General features: G+C 61.4%; 10 protein-coding genes. 6 read left to right on the plus strand and 4 right to left on the minus strand.

Features of this window, described 5'->3' with window-relative positions; all coding sequences use genetic code 11:
• The first annotated feature begins 147 nt into the window (after positions 1 to 147).
• From BTIS_RS06710 to BTIS_RS06735, 6 genes are all read left to right on the plus strand, one after another.
• Positions 148 to 507, plus strand: coding sequence for a hypothetical protein (locus BTIS_RS06710; RefSeq protein WP_094663892.1), 360 nt, complete (start codon positions 148 to 150; stop codon positions 505 to 507).
• 219 nt (positions 508 to 726) lie between these two features.
• Complete coding sequence (locus BTIS_RS06715; protein ID WP_094663894.1) at positions 727 to 2,844, plus strand: histidine-type phosphatase; 2,118 nt, start codon at positions 727 to 729, stop codon at positions 2,842 to 2,844.
• Positions 2,845 to 2,989: 145 nt separating this feature from the next.
• Positions 2,990 to 4,255: a threonine ammonia-lyase gene (gene ilvA / locus BTIS_RS06720; RefSeq protein ID WP_094663896.1), complete on the plus strand. Its 1,266-nt coding sequence runs from the start codon at positions 2,990 to 2,992 to the stop codon at positions 4,253 to 4,255.
• A gap of 208 nt (positions 4,256 to 4,463) precedes the next feature.
• Entirely contained in the window at positions 4,464 to 6,098 is a 1,635-nt protein-coding gene (gene arfA, locus BTIS_RS06725) for an arabinosylfuranosidase ArfA (protein ID WP_094663898.1), read from the plus strand.
• A gap of 438 nt (positions 6,099 to 6,536) precedes the next feature.
• The gene (locus tag BTIS_RS12085) at positions 6,537 to 11,045 is read left to right on the plus strand and encodes an ExeM/NucH family extracellular endonuclease (RefSeq protein ID WP_245819349.1); all 4,509 of its coding nucleotides are present in this window, start codon (positions 6,537 to 6,539) and stop codon (positions 11,043 to 11,045) included.
• 223 nt (positions 11,046 to 11,268) lie between these two features.
• Positions 11,269 to 14,175, plus strand: a complete 2,907-nt coding sequence (locus BTIS_RS06735; protein ID WP_245819350.1) for a 5'-nucleotidase C-terminal domain-containing protein — start codon at positions 11,269 to 11,271, stop codon at positions 14,173 to 14,175.
• A gap of 455 nt (positions 14,176 to 14,630) precedes the next feature.
• Here BTIS_RS06735 and BTIS_RS06740 read toward each other — a convergent pair whose 3' ends face one another.
• From BTIS_RS06740 to BTIS_RS06755, 4 genes are all read right to left on the minus strand, one after another.
• The gene (locus BTIS_RS06740) at positions 14,631 to 15,500 is read right to left on the minus strand and encodes a sulfite exporter TauE/SafE family protein (protein ID WP_094663900.1); all 870 of its coding nucleotides are present in this window, start codon (positions 15,498 to 15,500) and stop codon (positions 14,631 to 14,633) included.
• A gap of 89 nt (positions 15,501 to 15,589) precedes the next feature.
• Positions 15,590 to 17,056, minus strand: coding sequence for an anaerobic sulfatase maturase (locus BTIS_RS06745; protein ID WP_094663902.1), 1,467 nt, complete (start codon positions 17,054 to 17,056; stop codon positions 15,590 to 15,592).
• Between the two features lie 54 nt (positions 17,057 to 17,110).
• A complete protein-coding gene (locus BTIS_RS06750; RefSeq protein WP_094663904.1) occupies positions 17,111 to 18,640 on the minus strand; it encodes a sulfatase family protein in 1,530 nt (509 codons plus the stop codon).
• A gap of 174 nt (positions 18,641 to 18,814) precedes the next feature.
• Complete coding sequence (locus BTIS_RS06755; RefSeq protein WP_094663906.1) at positions 18,815 to 20,239, minus strand: sugar porter family MFS transporter; 1,425 nt, start codon at positions 20,237 to 20,239, stop codon at positions 18,815 to 18,817.
• Between the last annotated feature and the right edge of the window lie 344 nt (positions 20,240 to 20,583).

The following is a 20,583-nucleotide window of genomic DNA, read 5'->3' on the forward strand; positions in this document are numbered from 1 at the left end:
AAACGAACAGATATATGACGATTGATCGACGCCAGTCGACGCCATCCGACACTGATTCGGAAACGCGGCAATCGGCGGGCGGACAGTGACCGAAACAAAGCGTGAACGCGACATCATCGATCAAGCGAGGCTGGTATGGAAACGACAATGCAGGCAGTGGAACACGACAACAACGATCACACCCCCGATTATTCAAAGCGCCGCAGGAACGCCGGCGTGAAGCCGGGCGCCAAGCCGTCCCGTCGTCGTACGTCGCGTCCGTTCCTCGCCATGCGCGTCAGGATCGCCGCGGTACTGTGCGGTGCGGCGGCCGCGCTGATGACGCTGCTCACGCCCGCGCTGGCGCTCGCGGCCGAAGCCACCAGCATCAACACCCCCGACCGTACGCCGCTCACCGCGATGGACATGCTCAGCGTGGTCGGACTGATCGTGGTCATGGTCATCGTCGGGGCCTGCGTGATCGTCCACCGCGGTCACGCCTCCGGTACCGGCCATCCGCTGGTCTGAACGATTCGGATAATCCCGACTCCGCTTACGCTTTAACGCTTTGCGTACGCGAATCCGATAAGAATTCCCACATCCGTCACCAAGCGTTCAACCAATTGCGAACTTCCGCACACGACGCTCCTCTAGCGTGAAAGGGACCGGCACGGCGAACACCTACGGGGCGCAATCGCCGACCGTGATCAACCCTCACAGAGCTAGGAAATCAAGGAGCAGAAGGACATGACGACCTTCTCGAAGCAGATCCACAGGGCGCTCGTCGCCGCCGGTGCCGGAGTGTTGGCCACGGCAATGGCCCTGACGCCCGGCATCACGTTCGCCGCGGACGCGCAGACCAACTACTACAGCAGCAAGCAGCCCTATCCCGTCCCCTCGCAGGAAACCACGAGCTCATACTCCGCCGCACCCGCCGGCTATGAGCCGATCTACACGGAAAGCGTGGACCGCCACGGTTCGCGCGGTCTGTCCAGCTACAAGTACGACGCCCTGCTGAAGCTCATGGCCACCACGGCGGTCAAGGAGAACGGCTTCAAGAGCGAGCAGATCAAGAACGAGTTCCTCGCCAGCCTCGACGGCATCACCGCCGCCAACGTGAAGAACGGCTACGGACAGCTCACCAATCTGGGCCGCGACGAACTGCGCGGCATCGGCCAGCGCGCGTACGACCGCAACAAGACGCTGTTCGACCAGGCCAACGCGAACGGCGAGCAGATCGCCTTCGAATCGTCCGGCGAATCCCGCGCCACCGAATCCGGTGACCGCTTCAAGGACGGTCTGGTGAGCGAATCCGGCAGCGCGCTCGCCGACAACGTGCAGGCCAACGAGAAGCGTCCCGGCATCCTTTACTTCCACAAGCTGGAGAACCCCGACGGCACCGTGAAGCAGCCGGGCGACGAGGGATACGCCGAGGCGAAGGCCTACGAGGACTGGCTTGACGCGCAGGAGTCCGACAACGGACAGATCACCGCGCACATGGACTTCATCGAAAGCCTGCCGGAAAGCAAGACCGTGGCCAACGATCTGCTCAAGACCATCTTCACCGATGACTTCATCAGCAAGATCGGCACCGACGACGCCCACATCTGGTACAACACCAAGGACGGCACCAAGAAGGGCGAGCAGAACTGCGCTCCCGGCGCCGACCCCGCCAAGGACGCGGACGCCTGCGGTGAGGCGTCGAAGAAGATCAAGACCCAGATCGACGCCGCCGAATACGTCTACGAGCTGTACATCACCCAGGCTGACATGACCGAGGAGAACAACGGCACGTTCGACTTCACCAAGTACTTCGCCGGTCACGAGCAGGACGCCGAATGGTTCGCTTACCTGCTCGACAAGGACGACTTCTACGAGAAGGGACCGGGCTTCGAAGGCCACGATGACAGCTACAAGAACGCCCAGGTGCTGCTCGACGACTTCTTCAAGGTGATCGACCAGCGCGTGGACGGCGGCAGCACCGCCGCCACCTTCCGCTTCGGCCACGCCGAGACCGTGGTGCCGTTCGCCGCGCTGCTCAAGCTGCCCGGCTCCACCCAGCAGGCGCCCGATGTCGCCCAGCCCAAGAGCATCCACGACGTGTTCAATTACACCGACAACATCTACCGTTCCGACACCGTCGGCCCGATGGCCGTGAACGTGCAGTGGGACGTCGTCGCGCGCAAGGGCACGGACCCGAAGACCGGCAAGGCGTACACGCCGCTCGTCCGCGTGCTCTACAACGAGAAGGAGACCGCGCTTGACGGCGCCCAGTGCGTGCCGGTGGCCAAGAACTCCACCTGGTACAAGCTCAGCGAGCTCAAGCGCTGCCTCAAGGCCACCGGATACGTGAGCACCGGCGAGGACCCGCAGATCGATCCGAACGACGTGCCGACGCCGAACAACCCGGACGCCAACAAGCCCTCCCAGTACGGCGTGGACAACCTCAGCGCCGTGACCGCCAACTACGCCGACAACGGCGCGCAGGTGAAGGGCTTCGACTACCGCCAGCACGGCCCGTTCGCCATCGAATCCGGCCGTAGCGTGAAGCTGCAGGGAGTGCCGGACAAGTGGACCGCCACGAAGACCGATGAATCCAACGGCGCGCAGAAGTTCACCGTGACCAGCCCCGACGGTTCGTTCTCGTGGACGTACGAGTTCTCGCCGAACGCCGTTGGCTCCGGCAAGGACAACGGCACCAACGCTGCGCAGAAGACCACCGCCGACGTGACCACGACCAAGAACGCGGGCACGCCGTCGGCGCTGTCGAAGACCGGCGTCAACGTGGCCGTTGTGGCGGGCGCGCTCGTGGTGATGATGACCGTGGGCCTGTGCCTGATCGTGCGCGTCATGCGTCGCGACTGAGCGCAGTCATAGTCGCAGTCGTAACCGCATGTTCGATCGCGTGATCACATGATTCATGCGATCCCCCGAGTCTTCTGCCCGCATGTCGAAATGGCATGGGGGCAGAAGACTCACTTGTTGAGACAGCCTCTTAAGATTGACACTCATGGATCAGAAAGACGTCATCAAAAATCTGCAGCGTGACCATGCCGAGGAATTGAAGCTCGCGGCGAAGCGACTCAAAGGCACCGCTCACCACACCCGTATCATCGAATCTCCCATTCTTTCCGAAATGACCGGACACAAGGTCCTCCTCAAGCCGGAGAACCTGCAGGTCACCGGATCGTTCAAGATCCGTGGCGCCTACAACAAGATCGCATCGCTCAGCGATGAGGAGCTGGCGCGCGGCATCGTGACCGCATCGGCCGGCAACCACGCGCAGGGTGTGGCGTATGCGGCTCGCGAGCGCGGTGCCAAGGCCACGATCTGCATGCCGCAGATCACTCCGCCGCTCAAGGTGGACGCCACTAAGGCGTACGGTGCCGACGTGGTACTGCACGGTGACGTGTTCGACGAGGCCGCCGCCTACGCGCAGCGTCTGAGCGACGAGCAGGGCATGATCTTCGTGCCGCCGTTCGACGACTACGAGGTGATCTGCGGTCAGGGCACGATCGGTCTGGAGATCCTCGAGGACGTGCCGGACGTGACCGACGTGGTGGTGCCGCTGGGTGGCGGCGGCCTGGGTGCCGGCGTGGCGCTCGCGATCAAGACGTTCAAGCCCGAGGTGCGCGTGATTGGCGCGATCCCGGAGGGCAGCCCGGCGTTCCTGAATTCGTTCCGTGCCGGCCGTGTGGTGGAGGCCGAGCAGGTGGTCACGTCGGCCGAGGGCGTGGCGGTGAAGCATCCGGGCGATCTGACGTTCGCCCTGCTCAACGAGTTCCTTGACGATCTGGTGACGGTCACCGAGCGTGACATCAACGAGATGATCCTGCTGATGCTGGAGCGTCACAAGCTGGTGGTGGAGGCCGCGGGTGCGGTGTCCCTGGCCGCGCTTGAGCATCTGAATCTGCGTTCCCGTAAGTTCGCCGCGGCCCCCGGCCCGCATGTGGTGGTGCCGATCCTGTCCGGCGGCAACATCGATACGGTGACGATGGGCGCGGTGATTCAGAAGGGTATGATCGCCCGCGGCCGCATCATGAACTTCGAGGTGGAGCTGCCGGATACGCCGGGTCAGCTGGTGAAGGTGGCCACGTTGCTGGCCGAACAGCGCGCGAACGTGATCGCGCTGGATCACGATCAGTTCAAGGCGTCCGGCCACTACACGAACGCCGTGTCGCTGGGCGTGACGGTGGAGACGAACGGTCCGGATCATATCGACAAGATCCTCGCCGCGCTGCGTGCCGCCGGATTCCAGCCGCGTCGCGTGTACTGATCCGCCGCCGGCGCGTGTCGTCAGGCGCGAATACGGGCTGACAGACGCAAATACGGGCTGAACAAGACGAAATCCGCAATTCGTAGTGCTTTACGGACGTTTGGCGCACAAAAAACGTCCGTACACCACTACGAATTACCGGGAACGTCTTTTTCAGCCCGTATTGTCATACGTAAGGGGTCACTTACGTAAGGGGAACGAGGACACCATGACACAGTCGTCAATACAGTCGTCAATACAGTCGTCAGCAGATCAGCAGGATCAGCAGTCAAATCAGGAGGCAGCCGTTCCGGCCGCGATCACGATCAATCCGGCGTTCGCCGTCGCGCCCGTCAACAACCGACTGTTCGGTTCGTTCGTCGAACATCTGGGCCGTTGCGTATACACGGGTATCTACGAACCCGGTCATCCCACGGCCGACGAGCACGGATTCCGTCAGGACGTGATCGATCTGGTCCGTGAACTCGGCGTGACCACCGTGCGCTATCCGGGCGGCAACTTCGTGTCCGGATACCGTTGGGAGGACGGCGTCGGTCCGCGCGATCTGCGTCCACGCCGACTCGATCTGGCCTGGCACTCCACCGAAACCAACGCGTTCGGCCTGCACGAGATGGCCGAATGGCTGGAGAAGACCGGCGGCAACGAACTCATGGAGGCCGTGAATCTGGGTACGCGCGGACTGCAGGAGACCCTCGACCTGCTCGAATACGCGAACATCCCCGGCGGCACTGCGCTGTCCGACGCCCGTCGTGCGAACGGCCACGAGCAGCCGTTCAACATCCGCATGTGGTGCCTTGGCAACGAAATGGACGGGCCATGGCAGCTCGGTCACAAGTCGGCGCACGACTACGGCGTGCTCGCCACCGAAGTGGCCCGCGGCATGCGGCAGATCGACCCGGATGTGGAACTCGTGGTGTGCGGATCGAGTTCGCACGGCATGGCCACGTTCGGCGAGTGGGAGCGCACGGTACTCGAACACGCCTACGATCTGGTCGATTTCGTGTCCTGCCACGCCTACTACAAGCCGGAGAACGGCGACATTGCAAGCTTCCTTGCGTCCGGCGTGGATATGGATGGATTCATCCGCGACGTGGCGTCCACGATCGACGCGGTCAAGGCGCGGCGCAAGAGCACGCACGACGTGGCGATCTCGTTCGACGAATGGAACGTCTGGTATGCGGGCGGGGATGCAAGCCGCACGCCGGAGGGCGTCGACAACTGGCCGGTCGCGCCGCGTCTACTTGAGGACCAGTACAGTGCGCTCGACGCCGTGGTGGTGGGCGATCTGCTCATCACGCTGCTGAAGAACGCCAACCGTGTGCATGCGGCATCGCTCGCGCAGCTGGTCAACGTGATCGCTCCGATCATGACCGAACCGGGAGGCCCGGCATGGCGGCAGACCATCTTCTACCCGTTCGCCGCCGTGGCCGCGCTCGCCAAGGGCGGTACGGTGCTCGAATCGCGGACGGATTGCGGCACGTACGCCACCGCCGCATACGGTGATGTGTCAACGATCGACTCCGTGACCGTGCGCTGCGCCGACGGATCGCTCGCCGTGTTCGTGACGAATCGTTCGCTGGAGATGGCGACGGAACTGTCGGTGCCGATTCCCGAGTCGTGGCTGCGGGAGGACACGGCCGGAAGCGTCGCCGGAGTGACGGCCGAGGCGCGGACTCTGCACGACGACGATATCAACGCCCGTAACGTGCTGGACGATCAGAATCGTGTGACGCTGCAACCGAATCCGACCGTTCGCGTGGAGTCCGATTCCGCAGGGACCGCGGCCTCGGTTCGCGTGACCCTGCCGCCGGTCTCCTGGACCGCGCTCCACATCATCCGCTAGCCGACCACTATCGGTTCCTGCCGATCTCTACCGATCCTCACGGTCGGTTCCTGCGGTCGGTTCTGGTCTGGGTATATCCGGACACGGTTCTGGGTATATCCGACCATTTTCAACTGGCTCTGGGTATAACCATGTCATGAGGAGGCTGATATTGGTCTCTTCATGAACCGGGTATACCCAGAGTCGTGGTTTCTGGGTCAAACCGGACGTGGTCTCTGGGTCAAACCGACCATGATTCTGGGTCAAACCGGTCGTGGTCGACGGATGTAGTCCGTATGGTGGACTACGTAACCGATTTATGAACTTCCCCTGCTGTTCGCCGCCGGTTCATGTTCCATCCGCGCTGCGTTGTTATCGATTTCCTACGGTGGAAACAGTATGACGTTGCATCTGTTATGGCTGTGGATGACCGGCGTCATGCCAATGAAAGGGGAAGACATGACATTTGCCAAACGTATTCAGGGAGGAGTGCTCGCGGCATCGATGCTGTTCGCCGCGGCGGTCGTCCCCATGCAGACGGCGGTCGCCGATGAGGGCGGCACACAGCCGTCCGCGGCATCGCAGTACGCCGGCGTCGTCATCAACGAGGCGTATCTTTCGGGCGGAAGCAAGGGTGCCGCATACAAGAACAAGTTCGTCGAACTGTACAACACGACCGACAAGGACATCGATCTCGCCGGCTCGTCGCTGCAGTACCGTTCGGCGGCCGGAACCGGCGCGTCGAACGCCGTTGCGGACCTGACGGGAACCATCAAGGCCAAAGGCTACTACCTCGTCAAGGCCGGATCGAACGGTGACAACGGCGCCGATCTGCCGGCTGCCAACATCGAGGCGACTGGACTGAACGCCAGCGGTACCAAGGGCACGCTGTTCCTCGCCGCCACGGCCGACAAGCTCAGCCCTGCCGCAGGCGACACCACTGCCGATGCGAAGGTCATCGATGCACTCGGCTACGGTGCCACGAACACGTTCGAGAAGGCGGCCGCCACCGCGCCGACGTCCAACAGCGACGTCAAGTCGCTTGACCGCACGAACGGCGTCGACACGAACGACAACAGCAAAGACTTCACACTCAGCGCCACGATCACGCCGGGCAAGGCCAACACGACGGACGGCGGTTCTCAGCCGACTCCCGACCCGGGCACCAAGCCGGCCGGTGAGAAGACCATCGCCGAGATCCAGGGAACCGGCGACGCCAGCCCGCTGGTCGACCAGACCGTCACCACCAAGGGCGTGGTCACCGCCACGTACCCGGACGGCGGCTTCAACGGCTACACCATCCAGACCCCGGCCACCGGCGGCGACATCGACCTCGCCAAGCACACGGCATCCGACGGCCTCTTCGTCTACGACTCGAAGAACGTCAAGAACCTCAAGGCCGGCGACTATGTCCAGGTGAGCGGCAAGGTCAGCGAATACAACGGTCTGACCGAACTCAACGCCACCACCGCCACCAAGCTGACGGACAAGGTCGACGCCCCCGTTCCGGCGAAGGTCGCCTTCCCGAAGGCCGACGCCCAGCGCGAAAGCCTCGAAAGCATGCTGGTGGCCCCGCAGGGCGACTACACCGTCTCGAACGTATACAACACCAACAAGTACGGTGAGGTTGGTCTCGCCGCTTCGAACAAGCCGTTCCTCAACCCGACGGTCAAGGGACTCAAGGGCGACGCCAAGACCGGTGCCGTATACCAGGCCGAAGTCGACCGTCTGGAAGCCGAAAGCGTAACGCTTGACGACGGCTCCAGCCGCAACTTCCTCGACACGAAGTACCCGGAGAACGCCGATACGCCGCTGCCGTACCTGAGCAACGAGCAGCCCGTGCGCGTGGGTGAGAAGGTGACGTTCACCAAGCCGGTCGTGTTCGACTACCGCAACAACGCGTGGAAGTTCCAGCCGACGACTCGTCTGACCGGAGACAACGCCGACGCCCAGCCGGTGACGTTCTCCAACACCCGCACCGACACCCCGGATCTGAAGACGGTCGGCGGCGATGTGAAGCTCGGCACGTTCAACGTGCTCAACTACTTCTCTACCACGGCCGATGAGACCGGATGCGCCGCGAGCAACGCCTACGTCGACCGCGACGGCAACCCCGTGACCGCGAAGAACTGCGACGTGCGCGGTGCCTGGGACAAGACGAACATGGAACGACAGCGCACGAAGATCGTCAAGGCCATCAACAACCTTGGCGCTGACGTCGTGTCGCTCGAGGAGATCGAGAACTCCGCCAAGGCCGCCAGCGTGGTGCCGGACTCATTCAAGGGCAACCGCCGCGACTACGCGCTCTCCACGCTCGTGGACGCGCTGAACGCCGAAGCCGGTGACGGAACCTGGGCGTACGTGCCCAGCCCGAAGACGCTGCCCGACCTCGACACCGAGGACGTGATCCGCACGGCGTTCATCTACAAGCCCGCCAAGATCGCGACCGTGGGCGAGACACACATCCTCACCGATTCCGACGCCTTCAACGGCAAGAACGGCTACGAGCACGGACGCCAGCCCGACGCCCAGGCATTCAAGGCCAAGGACGCCGCCGACAAGGATGCGTTCCTCGTGGTGGCCAACCACTTCAAGTCGAAGGGCTCGGCCAGCAACGACCTGAACAAGGACCCGGGCGACGGATCCGGCAACGCCGACTACACGCGCCAGGCCCAGGCCGACGCGCTCCTGAAGTTCACGGACTCCGTGAAGCAGGACCTCGGTCTTGAGAAGGTGTTCCTCGTCGGCGACTTCAACGCCTACTACGCCGAGAAGCCCATCCAGAAGATCGTGGACGCCAAGTACACCGATCTGAGCGAACAGGTGAGCGAAAAGACCGGCAAGTACACGTACTCGTACACCGTGACCGACGACAAGGGCAACACGAACGGTGGCGTCGGCTCGCTCGACCACATCTTCGCCAACGAGGCGGCCCTCAAGGACGTCACCGGCGCCGACATCTGGAACATCAACTCCGTGGAATCCGTGGCCCTGGAGTACTCGCGCTACAACTACAACGCGAAGAACCTCTACCAGCCCGACCAGTTCCGCGCCTCCGACCACGATCCGGTGGTCGTCGGCATCAAGACCACGGCCGGCGAAACCCCGGTTCCGCCCACGTTCAAGGACACCATCAAGGACGAAGGCACCGCCGTCTACCTCAAGAAGATCGACGTCGGCACCGACACCGTCACGCTCGGCTCCAAGAACACCAAGGACGTCGACATCTCTGGATGGTCGTTCCGTGACGACAAGGACTCCGCCGACCACATCTACACCGTGCCCGACGGCACCGTGATCAAGGCGGGCGGCGAAGCCGAGTTCAACCTCGACAAGCTCGCCGGCATCGGTCTCGGCAAGTCCGATCAGGTGCGCGTGTTCGACAAGTCCGGCAAGCAGATCCTGCAGTTCACCTGGAAGGGCGATGACGGCAAGGTCGTCTACGTGGCCAACACCGACGCCGACGCCATGGTCAAGCAGGGTCAGGGCGGCGGCACCGACCAGCCGTCCGGCGACAAGATGGCCGTGGCCGCATGGCCCGGTCTCGACACGGTGAAGACCATCGACGGCGTCGACGAGTTCGGTGCCGGCAAGGCCACCGGCGAGCACACCGACGGCAACCTCTCCGGACTGGCCTACCAGCCCGGTGCCAACGGCAAGCCCGGCACGCTGTGGGCCGCCGACAACGACCTCAACCCCACGCTCGGCATCACCGGACCGAAGGGCGCCGGCTCCATCAACAAGTTCGTCTACGATGCCGCGTCCGGCTCCTGGAAGCAGGACCCGAACGACGGCTGGAGCTTCACGAAGGACGGCACCGCCAAGGGCGGCAAGCAGCTGCACTTCAAGGACGGCAAGGGCGGAGTCGACTCCGAGGGCATCACCCTCATCGAAGGCGACCCGAACAAGGGCGTGTTCATCGGCGCCGAACGCGACAACACCGACAAGAACAAGCCTCGTCCGTCCATCCTCAGCTACGACGTGAACGCCAAGACCGCCGACACCAATGGTGACGGCGCGCAGGATCTCACCGCCGCGCACGAGTGGAACCTCACTGGCGGCCTCAGCCAGTTCGGCGTGCAGCTCGCCGACGGTGACGACGCCAACCTCGGCGTCGAAGGCGTGGCGTTCATTCCGGACTCCGTGCTCACCGCCAAGAAGTTCAAGGTGAACGTGGACCCGAAGAACGTGCACGACTACGATCCGAACGGCTTCGGCAACAGCTACGGCGGCCTGTTCTTCGTGGCCCTGGAGAAGACCAACGCCATCTACGCGTTCGCCCTCCAGACCACCAAGGACGGTCAGGACAACGCCTTCCCGGTCGCACAGATCGCGCTGCCGGAGACCGCCGCCAACGCCGGCTACTCCGGACCCCGTGATCTGACCTGGGACGCCGAGCACGGACAGCTGCTCGCCCAGGGCGACAACACCATCGGCGCCGAGGAGAAGCCCACCAAGGCCATGCTCGCCACCTACGAGTTCGGCACGGACGGCACGCTCCAGCTCACCAAGCTGAATGAGGAGCCGGCCGCCGTGGCCTCGGGCAACACCGAAGGCTTCGCCATCGCGCCCGACGCCGAAGCGGCCAAGGTCGACGGCGGCAAGGACGGCAAGACCTACAAGCCGGTGTTCTGGGCCGACGACTCCGTGACCGACGGTCACTCCCTGCGCATGGGCTACATCGAGGCCACCGCCCCGCAGCAGCCCGGTCAGCAGCCTGGTAACCAGCCCGGCGGCAACCAGCCTGGTAATCAGAACAACGGCAACGGTTCCACCAACGGCAACACGAACACCGGCAACCACGCCGGCAACGCGAACACCACTGCCAAGGGACAGTCCACACAGTCCGCGAAGAAGGGCGGCCTCTCCAAGACCGGCGTCGCCATTGGCGGCATCGCGCTCGCGGTGGCTGTGGTCCTCGGCGTCGGATTCGCCGCCGTGCGCATGGCGCACCGTCGTCGCAACTGATAACTCAATAATCAACAACGTAGCTTGCCAATGAGAATTGGCGGGATACGCGATGGAAGCCGACTGCGACTACGTAGTCGGCTTCTGTTGTTCATCAGGTATTGTTCTGGACTTTATTTTCCTGCCGTATCTCGTTGTCGATATGGACATACCGTGATTATGTCTATTTGTACTTTCGCGCGGATCATCGGATGCGTGGCGAACCTACAGAGAGGAAGAACACATGGGAATCATCAAGCGTATGCAGGGAGGACTGCTGGCGACCGCGATGTTGCTCGCCGCGGTGGTCGTCCCCGCTCAGGCCGCGTCGGCCGCCGAGACCAAACCGGCCGCGGGCGACACCGCCACCATCAACCTGCTCAACGTCAACGACTTCCACGGCCGCATCGATACCGGTCTGACCGTGCCGTTCGCATCGACCGTGCAGCAGCTCAAGGCTGAATACCCGGATTCGTCGCTGTTCCTCGGCGCGGGCGACCTCATCGGTGCCTCGCTGTTCAACTCGTCCATCCAGAAGGACCAGCCGACCATCGACGTGCTCAACGCCTTGGATCTCAAGGCTTCGTCCGTCGGCAACCACGAATTCGATCAGGGCTACGCCGACCTCACCGGCCGTGTGATCGGTGCTGAGAACGCTCGTAACGCCAAGTGGGACTACCTCGGTGCCAACGTCTACAAGAAGGGCACCACCACTCCGGCCCTCAAGGAATACAGCATCCAGAACGTCAACGGTGTCAAGGTCGGTGTGATCGGTGCCGTCACCGAGGAGACGTCAACGCTGGTCTCGCCCGGCGGCATCGCGGACATCACCTTCGGCGACCCGGTCGAGGCTGTGAACCGTGTGGCCAAGCAGCTCACCGACGGTAACGAAGACAACGGCGAGGCCGACGTGCTCGTGGCCGAATACCACGAGGGTGCGCCCGCCAACGAGGACGACAAGACCGCCAAGCCCACGATCGACGAGCAGAAGGCCTCCAGCCCGGTGTTCAAGCACATCGTCGACGACACCGATCCGTCCGTCAACGCCATCTTCACCGCGCACACGCACATGAAGTACTCCTACACTGACGCCGCACACAACAACCGTCCGGTCATCCAGACCGGAAGCTACGCCGCGAACGTCGGCCAGGTCGTGCTCAACTACAACAAGACCAACCACACCGTGAGCTACGAGAAGTCCGGTAATGTGGCCGCCCCGACCGCACCGGAAGGCGTGAGCAAGGCCGACTTCGACGTCCAGCTCGCCGCCGCCGACAAGTCCGGCGTGACCGCGAACGTCAAGAAGATCGTGGACGCCGCCGTGGCCAAGGGTGCCGAGGAAGGCAACAAGAAGGTGGGTTCGGTGTCCGCCGACATCACCACCGCGTTCAAGGACGGCAAGCGTGACGACCGTGGCAGCGAATCCACGATGGGCAACCTCGTGGCCGACTCCCTGCTCGACTCCCTGTCCTCCCCGGACCGTGGTGGCGCTGAGATCGGCGTGGTGAACCCCGGCGGTCTGCGCGCCGAGTTCTGCAAGACCGGCGACAATGCCTCCTGCACGCTGGCGGCCGACGGCTCGATCACCTACTCGCAGGCCAACGCCGTGCTGCCGTTCCTCAACAACCTGTGGACCACCACGCTCACCGGCGCGCAGTTCAAGGAGGCCCTGGAGCAGCAGTGGCAGACCACGACCGACGGTTCTACGCCGTCTCGCCCGTACCTGCAGCTGGGGCTGTCGCACAACGTGTCCTACACCTACGATCCTGACGCCAAGCAGGGCGAGCACATCACCTCGGTGACCGTGAACGGCCAGCCGCTCGACCCGGCGAAGGAATACCGCATCGGCTCGTTCAGCTTCCTGCTGCAGGGCGGCGACAACTTCCGTGCCTTCGCCCAGGGCAAGAACACCAAGGACACCGGTCTGGTGGATCGTGACGCATGGATCGAGTACATCGGCAAGAACTCTCCGCTCGCCCCGCGCTACGACCGTCGTGCCGTGGCCGTGACCGGACTGCCGACCGGTGAAGTGAAGGCCGGCGATTCGTTCGAGCTGAAGTTCTCCAAGCTCACGCTCACCTCGCTGGGCGTGCCCGCCGAGACCGCGCTGACCGCGAAGATCGGCGACGCGACGGTCGGAACGGCTGCCGTGAAGGATGGCGACTCTGCCACGCTCAAGGTGACCGTGCCGGCTGATCTGGCCACTGGCGACGCGACGCTGACCGTGACCGGTGCGACCGATGGCACCACGGTGACCGTGCCGCTGAAGGTGGTTGCCGCTGGCGAGCAGCCGCAGCCGATCGAGCCTGCCATCGCACTCGGTGACGAGAACGGCAACGCCCTTGAGTCCCTGACGCTGAAGCCGAACGACGAAAAGATCGTGCGCGCCTACGTCAAGGGTGAGAACGTCGAAGGCACTCCGGTCTACTGGAAGTCCTCCGACCCCACCATCGTGAGCTTCAAGCCGAAGGATGCTCAGACCGGTAAGAGCGGCGCCCGTGCCGTCGTCGGCTACGACGAGCAGACCCTGCTCGCTCACAAGGACGGCAACGTGGTCATCACCGTGACCGCCACCGTCAACGGCAAGGAACTGAAGGCCGAGCTGCCGGTCGCCGTGCGCGACGGCCAGGTGGTCAAGCCCGCCCTCTACTTCACCGACACCAACGGCAAGAAGATCACGTCGCTCAAGCTCAAGAAGGGTGCCTCCCAGAAGGTGTGGGCCGTGGGTGAGGGCAAGAACCTCGAAGGCACTCCGGTCTACTGGAAGTCCTCCGACCCGCAGATCGTGAGCTTCGCCGAGAAGACCGACTCGAACGAGGCGCAGAACAACACCGCCACCGTGGCTTTCAACGAGCAGACCCTGCTCGCTCACGAGAATGGCACCGTGACGATCACCGTCACCTCCACCATCGATGGCACGGAGCTGAAGGCCGAGCTGCCGGTGACGGTTGGTGAGGATGTGGCTGTTGCCGCTCCGAACCAGGGCTCGCCGAACACGGGTGCATCGAACAACACGACGAAGCCCGCCGCCAAGACCTCCCGTAACGGGCTGGCCAAGACCGGCGCGGATGTGGCGATCGTGGCGGCCGTGGTGGTCCTGCTGGTCGGTGCCGGATTCGGAGCCGTCCGCCTCTCCGCCAAGCGCGACTAGTAAGCAATCAATCTAGACAATCAATCTAGAAACCTAGAAGTGGGCGTACCCGTTCACACAAGACCGATCCCGGTCCTGCTCCTGAATGGGTACGCCCCCTTTTCGTATGGGGGAGGGGAGAGCGGTTCTCGGTCCGCCCTCTGCCTTGATGCCTTCCGTGGCCTTATGGTCCAGTTGGCAGTTGGCTTTTGGCGGATGACATGCGTCCAATTGGCTCTGCTGGAAAGCAATCTCCAAGTTCTGAAGTATTTTCACGACTCCGCGACCATCAATCTCCAAGTTCTGAAGTATGAAATAGCAAAGCCCGGAGTATAAACGTTGGAATTCCAGCCTCTATACTCTGGGCTTCCTGCGTGGAGACTTCAGAACCTGGAGATTGACGGTTGCGAAAGCCCAAAACTACTTCAGAACTTGAAGATAGATAGATAAAGAAGTCCAACGCGGTGTGTCTGCACTCATACCATTTCCAGAATGGTGGAGGTCAAGGTGCCGATGGATACGAGCAGAAGAAGGATGCCGAACAGCATCGTGAGCGTGGATTCCTTGACTTTGCGCGAGGCCGGTGCGCCAATTTGCCCGCCGATCATCGAGGCTACGGCGAATAGCAGCACGATTGGCCAGTCGATGTGAATATCGGTGCCGATACGGGACAGCAGTCCCGTGGCTGATGCGATCGTCATGACCAACAGAGATGTGGAGGATGCCTCTCGCATTCCAAAGCCAAGGGCAAGTACCAACATCGGTACTACGGCGAATCCGCCTCCCACCCCAAAGAATCCTGTAAGGAATCCTGTGGCAGTGGAGCACAGGATCAGCATGGGTAATCCGCCTCTCCGCCGAGTCCCGGATGGAACAGCGGTTGCCTTGGTCGAATTGCTGCCAGTTTCGCTGCCACTGCTTTCACCGTTGCTGCCATCGCCGACGTGAACCTCTGTCATCCGGTCCTTCGCGGCCGCAGCGAGACGTCGAGCCTTACGAATCATCATGATCCCCACGACGATCAAAAGCACGCCGAACAGCAACATGAGTACCTGTGAATCCACCATCACTGAAAGACGAGAGCCAAGAACGGTGCCTACAGATGAGAGCACGCCGAAAATCAGTCCGTCCCTCCAACGTACATGACCGGTACGGGCGTGAGGCACCAATGATGTCAATGCTGTCAGACCCACGATCACCAACGAGCCAGCGGATGCAGCGTGCGGCTCCTGTCCGAGCAGATATACAAGCACCGGCACCGATAGAATGCCTCCGCCGGCTCCCAAAGCGCCTACGACCACGCCTACGCCAAGACCGATCACCAATGCGAGCGCCAAATCAACCATGTGTCATCCTTCCGGGTTGCGATTTGATTGCGATGTTGAGGAGCGGGGACGGAATGTCATCGCGAGCACGGTGGGCGTCATTATGAGGATTATCGTGTTGTCTTTGCGCGGACCTTGGCTCGTACGTCTGGATTCATGATTTCGTAGGGAGCGCGCCCGGCACGCAGTAGTCTGGCCATGCCGATCATGTCCGGTCGGATATGACCGTAGAATTTTGCGAATCCGGGGCAGAGGTAATTCTGCAAGTTCTGTGATGCGCCATTTGTTGTCTCCGCTGTCTTTGCCGCAACAGTGTCGTTGCCTGCCATGGCGTCGGGACTTACGAACCGGTCTTTTGGACATCCTCCGTTGCACATGCGTAGGAATGGACAGGTGCGGCACCGATCGGGTAATTGTGCGTGCTTCTTCAGCGAGAATTGCTGCATGAGCTGTGTTCCGGCAAGTGAAGCGAAATCGCTGTCATTGATGTTGCCGACAAGCCAATCAGGTTCGACCCAGTGATCGCAGGCATATACGTCGCCATTGAATTCCAGCGCCATGTTGGTGCCGCATTCGGGGGCATGCACGCAGACCGAATATTGCCCGAACAGTGCGCCAAGTGCTGCGTCGAAATCCTGCACGAATACACGTCCCACATCGTGGGTGATCCATTCGTCAAAGATCGTGTTAAGAAAATTGCCGTATGCTTCGGGTTTCACAGATCGTGATGTAACTGCGTCACCGTGCTGACGATAGAGCAGTCCGACCTGATGGCAGGAGCCGCCTTGGTCGCCATTGTTCGTATTACGTCGTGTGCCGGTGGCCCGCCATCCGCCATGTTCTACCCGGTTGAGTTGCTCTGGATCCACGCGCTCCACAATCGGAATGAACTGTAGATATTCCGCTCCGAGTTCATCGCGGAAGTACCGGTACACATCCAGAGAGTGCCGTTCGTTCGCATGATGTACGGTGCAGAGGATATTGCAGCGTACGCCGGCGTCTTGCAGTCGCCGCCATCCCCGGATCACCATGCTGTGTGTCCCGCGTCCGGCCCGGTTGAGTCGGTAGGCGTCGTGGCATTCAGCCGGGCCGTCGATCGACACTCCGACCAGCACGTCGTGCTTGTGCAGGAATTCGGCCCACTCTTCATCGATGAGTGTTCCGTTGGTCTGCATGGCGTGCACCACGTGCTGGTCGGGGCGTCGATACTGTTCGCACAGTTCTATCAGACGACGGTAGAACGGTAGTCCACGCAATGTGGGCTCGCCGCCCTGCCACAGCATGGTGACTTCACCATCAGGGCTGGCGGCCAGATATTCGGCAACGTACCGTTCCAGAGTGGCTTCGCTCATCTGCTGTCGTTGAGCGTTATACAGCAGTTCTTTTGACAGGAAGAAGCAATACTGGCAGTCGAGATTGCAGGCGGCACCGGTGGGTTTGGCAACTACGGAGAACGGCAGACGTCGGCGGGTGAGCGGCGTGCGCTGAAGAGTCGCTGGCGTCTGGTTCGTCGTTAATTCCTCAGTTGCCGCTTGTACCTCGCTGTTGCTGATGGAAGCGAGCGTCGCCGTGGTCATTGCCGTCCTCCGTTCATGATGCGGGACTGTGGTTCAGGGTGTTTGCGAAGTCCGCTACTTCGCCACGGAATCCCAATCGGATCGTGCTGTGTTCTCCAGGGGGATGTCGAAGTCGGTCATCGCTGCCATCCACTTGGCGAACGAGCTGTCACCGCGTTCGCGTAGCTGCCGGTACAGTTCGGCAGCCAGATTCCGTCGGATCTCGTCGTACGCGGGCACGGTGTATACGTTGTTCAATTCATACGGATCGCAACGCAGATCGTAGAGTTCATCCATCGATTCGTGGTTGATGACGAGTTTGAAATCATCGGTGCGAATCATACGCTGCTGAATGGGGAAGTGCAGACCATGGAATTCGCAGACGATGTTCTTGCGCCAATCGGGCACGTCATCACCGTGAGCGAGCGCGGTGAGCGGACGGCCATCCTCCACAAGCGCAGGATCAATGCCGGCGATATCCATGATCGTGGCGGGGATGTCGATCAGTGATACGTATTCATCGCACACGTTGCCATGCGTCACACCAGGAATGCGCGCGATGAACGGAATGCGGTAGATATCGTCATACATGGCCGGGCCCTTGTCGTTGAGGCGGTGGGCTCCGGTGAATTCGCCGTGGTCGGCGCAGAAGAACATGGCGGTGTCATCCATGAGCCCGAGTTCTCGTGCGACGTCGAGGATGCGTCCGATCTCGAAGTCGATCATGGCAACATATCCCCAGTACACGGCGATGAGCTTTTTCCACTGGTCGTTGTCGAACGACGATGTGGACCAATAGGTGGCGTAGTTCTGCTGCACGGGCGGCTTGCCGATCAATGAATCACCGAAGCTTTGTGGCAACGTCACGTCATTCGGGTCGATCAGATCGAACCATTCGTCAGGCAGGAAGTACGGCAGGTGTGGGCCGAAGAAATGCACATCAAGGCTGAACGGTTTGCCGGTGTCCTTGTAATCCTTGGCGTACTGGCGCAGTCGTGCGATCGATCGGTCCGCGATAAAGCGCTCGAATGTGGCCTCTTCGGGCTGATCGAGTCGGGCCGCAATGATATGACCGTCGCGGTTGCCGGGCAGTTTGCCTCGCCAGATGTCATGCGCCTTGACCGGGGGCAATCCGTTCTCCTCAAGCCAAGCGACATACTCCTCGTTGGCTACGGGATTTTCAGCGCCCCAGAACGTGTCGTCATCCATGCCGAACTTATCGGGAAGATTGGTGCCGCAATGGTATTTGCCTACCATGCCCACGTTGTAGCCGTGGTCATGGAGTTCCTGAGTGTAGGTCCAGTCGTTTTCGGGAATGGCGGTGGAGTAGGCGATATTCCATTCGGGGTTGGCGAGTGTCTGGTGCTTGAACGGCAGTTGCCCGGTCAACATCGATGCACGTGCGGGAGTGCAGATGGCGGAAGGAGTAAATCCCTTGGTGAAACGACATCCGTCGGCGGCGAGGCTGTCGATGTTGGGCGTGCGTGCGTGTTCGTTGCCGAGGCATCCGAGCGTGTCGATACGGTGCTGGTCCGTCATGAACGTGATGACGTTGCGTACGTTGGCGGGGATGATGCGCTGGATGGCGGTTATGGGTTCGGACATGGTTGGTGCTCCTTGGTGTGGCGAAATGATTGGCTTGTGATTGACAATAGTTGCGTTGGTGGCTGATGGGAGGGGAGTGCGTGATGGGATGCCGCACGGGTTTGCCCCATCACGCACGTCGTATAGTGGCTCCATCCGGTGGAAAGAACCTCCGGAGGGTGGAGCCCGCCGGGATCATCCCATATCCTCCAGTGACTTGCCGCTGGTCTCGTGCAGGTACTTCTTGGCGAAGATCACGGCCATCACGCCGAAGAAGCAGTACATCCAGTAGGTGAACGACGGGGACCAGGCCACCAGGTATGGGAACATCAGCACGACCACGAGGTTCACGAAGAAGTCTGCTCCCGAGGCGAGCGACATGGCGCTACCGCGGATCTGGTTGGGGAACATCTCTCCCATCATCACGGAGAAGATCGGTCCCCACGAGGAGGTGAATCCAAGCAGGAAGCAGCACAGTGCCGCCACTGCGGCGAAACCGAGGATCGGGCTGCCGCTGATGTCCGGGCCATTGGGCCCCTTGGGGGCGATGGTGAATACGGTAGCCACCACGGCGAGCGAGATGAAGATCAACGTGCCGCCGTAGATCAGCATGCGCTTGCGTCCTACCTTGTCCACAAGCAGGATGCCGGTGGTTACGCCGATGATCTTGAACACACTGAGAATAAGAGTCTGCTGGAATGCTGCAGACTCAGGGATGCCCACGGATTCGAACAGCGTGTTGGAATAGAAGAAAATGCCGTTGGTGCCGGTGAGCTGCTGGAAGGCGGCGAGCGCCATGCCCACGAACACGAGTCCCTTCCATTGCGACTTCAGTACGGCGATCATGCCCATGCGCTCAGTGCCTTCCTCGCCCAGCGAGGCGTGAATGGCGGCGACCTGTGCCGGTACATCATCGCGGCCGGTGACCTTGGCAAGTACCTTGGCGGCTTCCTCGGTGCGTCCCTTGGCGACCAGATACCGCGGAGATTCGGGGATGATCGCAGTGAGCACGATGTAGAAAATCGCGGGGATAAGCAGGAACAGGAACATGAACTGCCATGCCTTGAGGCCGAATGCCATTTCAGCGGTGGAAGAACCGGCGATATTGGTAACGACCAGATTCACGATAGCGGCGAACAGCAGGCCGAGAATGATGGCAAGCTGACGGAACGAAATCAATCGGCCGCGAATGCGAGCGGGGGAGATCTCGGCTACATATCCGGGGGCCACGGTAGTTGCCGCGCCGAATCCCATACCGCCTAACACGCGGCAAAACAGCAGGAAGAAGTAGCCGCCAAGCCACGGGGAGAATGCGCCGAAGATGGCTTCGAACAGCAACAATGGTCCGGCACACATGAGTACGGTTTTGCGTCCGATGTGATCAGACAGACGGCCGGCGATGACGGATCCGATCAGACCGCCGATGATGCCGGCGGCTCCGGCGACGCCTTTGGCGAATGATCCGAGCTGGAATTCTGTGCCGACGGCGCTGATGGCACCATTGAGCACCATGCCTTCGAAACCGTAGAACAACGGACCGAGTGTGACGATGAGGGCCAAGGTGGTGGCGTAGCGTTCCGCGCTGCGCACCTTGGCGGGTAGGACTTCCTGTGATGTCATGATCTCTCCTTTGAGCTGTGCGTTAGGTTTCCCGGTCCCAACGTTGAACCCAGTATACACGAAAATGTAAAGAAAGATGACATTTGAGAAATGTCAACGAGTCTCACTGTAGAAAAGCCTGTGTTTCTTTGAAATTAAGCCATTGTTGCCGATGTGTAATTGAAGGATTGCAGGGGGTGATGTCTTCTATGGCTCTTATTTGTAACCGATATTGATGTTTATGCTCTGTTGTGAAGCGATGAGGGTGTGGCGGTTCGGCGGATCATTCACTGCATGTCTGTTTGGCTGTCGTCTCTTGTTCGGGGCTACGCGTGGGTTCAATCGTTGTACGCAAGTCTTGGTGA

This window comes from Bifidobacterium tissieri, from assembly GCF_002259645.1.
GTDB classification, from domain to species: Bacteria; Actinomycetota; Actinomycetes; order Actinomycetales; family Bifidobacteriaceae; genus Galliscardovia; species Galliscardovia tissieri.

Excerpts from the sequence above, each read along its gene's own strand:
- ilvA (WP_094663896.1), top strand. The coding sequence starts at position 2,990 with ATGGATCAGAAAGACGTCATCAAAAATCTGCAGCGTGACCATGCCGAG.
- BTIS_RS06750 (WP_094663904.1), bottom strand. The coding sequence starts at position 18,640 with ATGTCCGAACCCATAACCGCCATCCAGCGCATCATCCCCGCCAACGTA.
- BTIS_RS06715 (WP_094663894.1), top strand. The coding sequence starts at position 727 with ATGACGACCTTCTCGAAGCAGATCCACAGGGCGCTCGTCGCCGCCGGT.
- arfA (WP_094663898.1), top strand. The coding sequence starts at position 4,464 with ATGACACAGTCGTCAATACAGTCGTCAATACAGTCGTCAGCAGATCAG.
- BTIS_RS06755 (WP_094663906.1), bottom strand. The coding sequence starts at position 20,239 with ATGACATCACAGGAAGTCCTACCCGCCAAGGTGCGCAGCGCGGAACGC.
- BTIS_RS06740 (WP_094663900.1), bottom strand. The coding sequence starts at position 15,500 with ATGGTTGATTTGGCGCTCGCATTGGTGATCGGTCTTGGCGTAGGCGTG.
- BTIS_RS06710 (WP_094663892.1), top strand. The coding sequence starts at position 148 with ATGCAGGCAGTGGAACACGACAACAACGATCACACCCCCGATTATTCA.
- BTIS_RS06735 (WP_245819350.1), top strand. The coding sequence starts at position 11,269 with ATGGGAATCATCAAGCGTATGCAGGGAGGACTGCTGGCGACCGCGATG.
- BTIS_RS12085 (WP_245819349.1), top strand. The coding sequence starts at position 6,537 with ATGACATTTGCCAAACGTATTCAGGGAGGAGTGCTCGCGGCATCGATG.
- BTIS_RS06745 (WP_094663902.1), bottom strand. The coding sequence starts at position 17,056 with ATGACCACGGCGACGCTCGCTTCCATCAGCAACAGCGAGGTACAAGCG.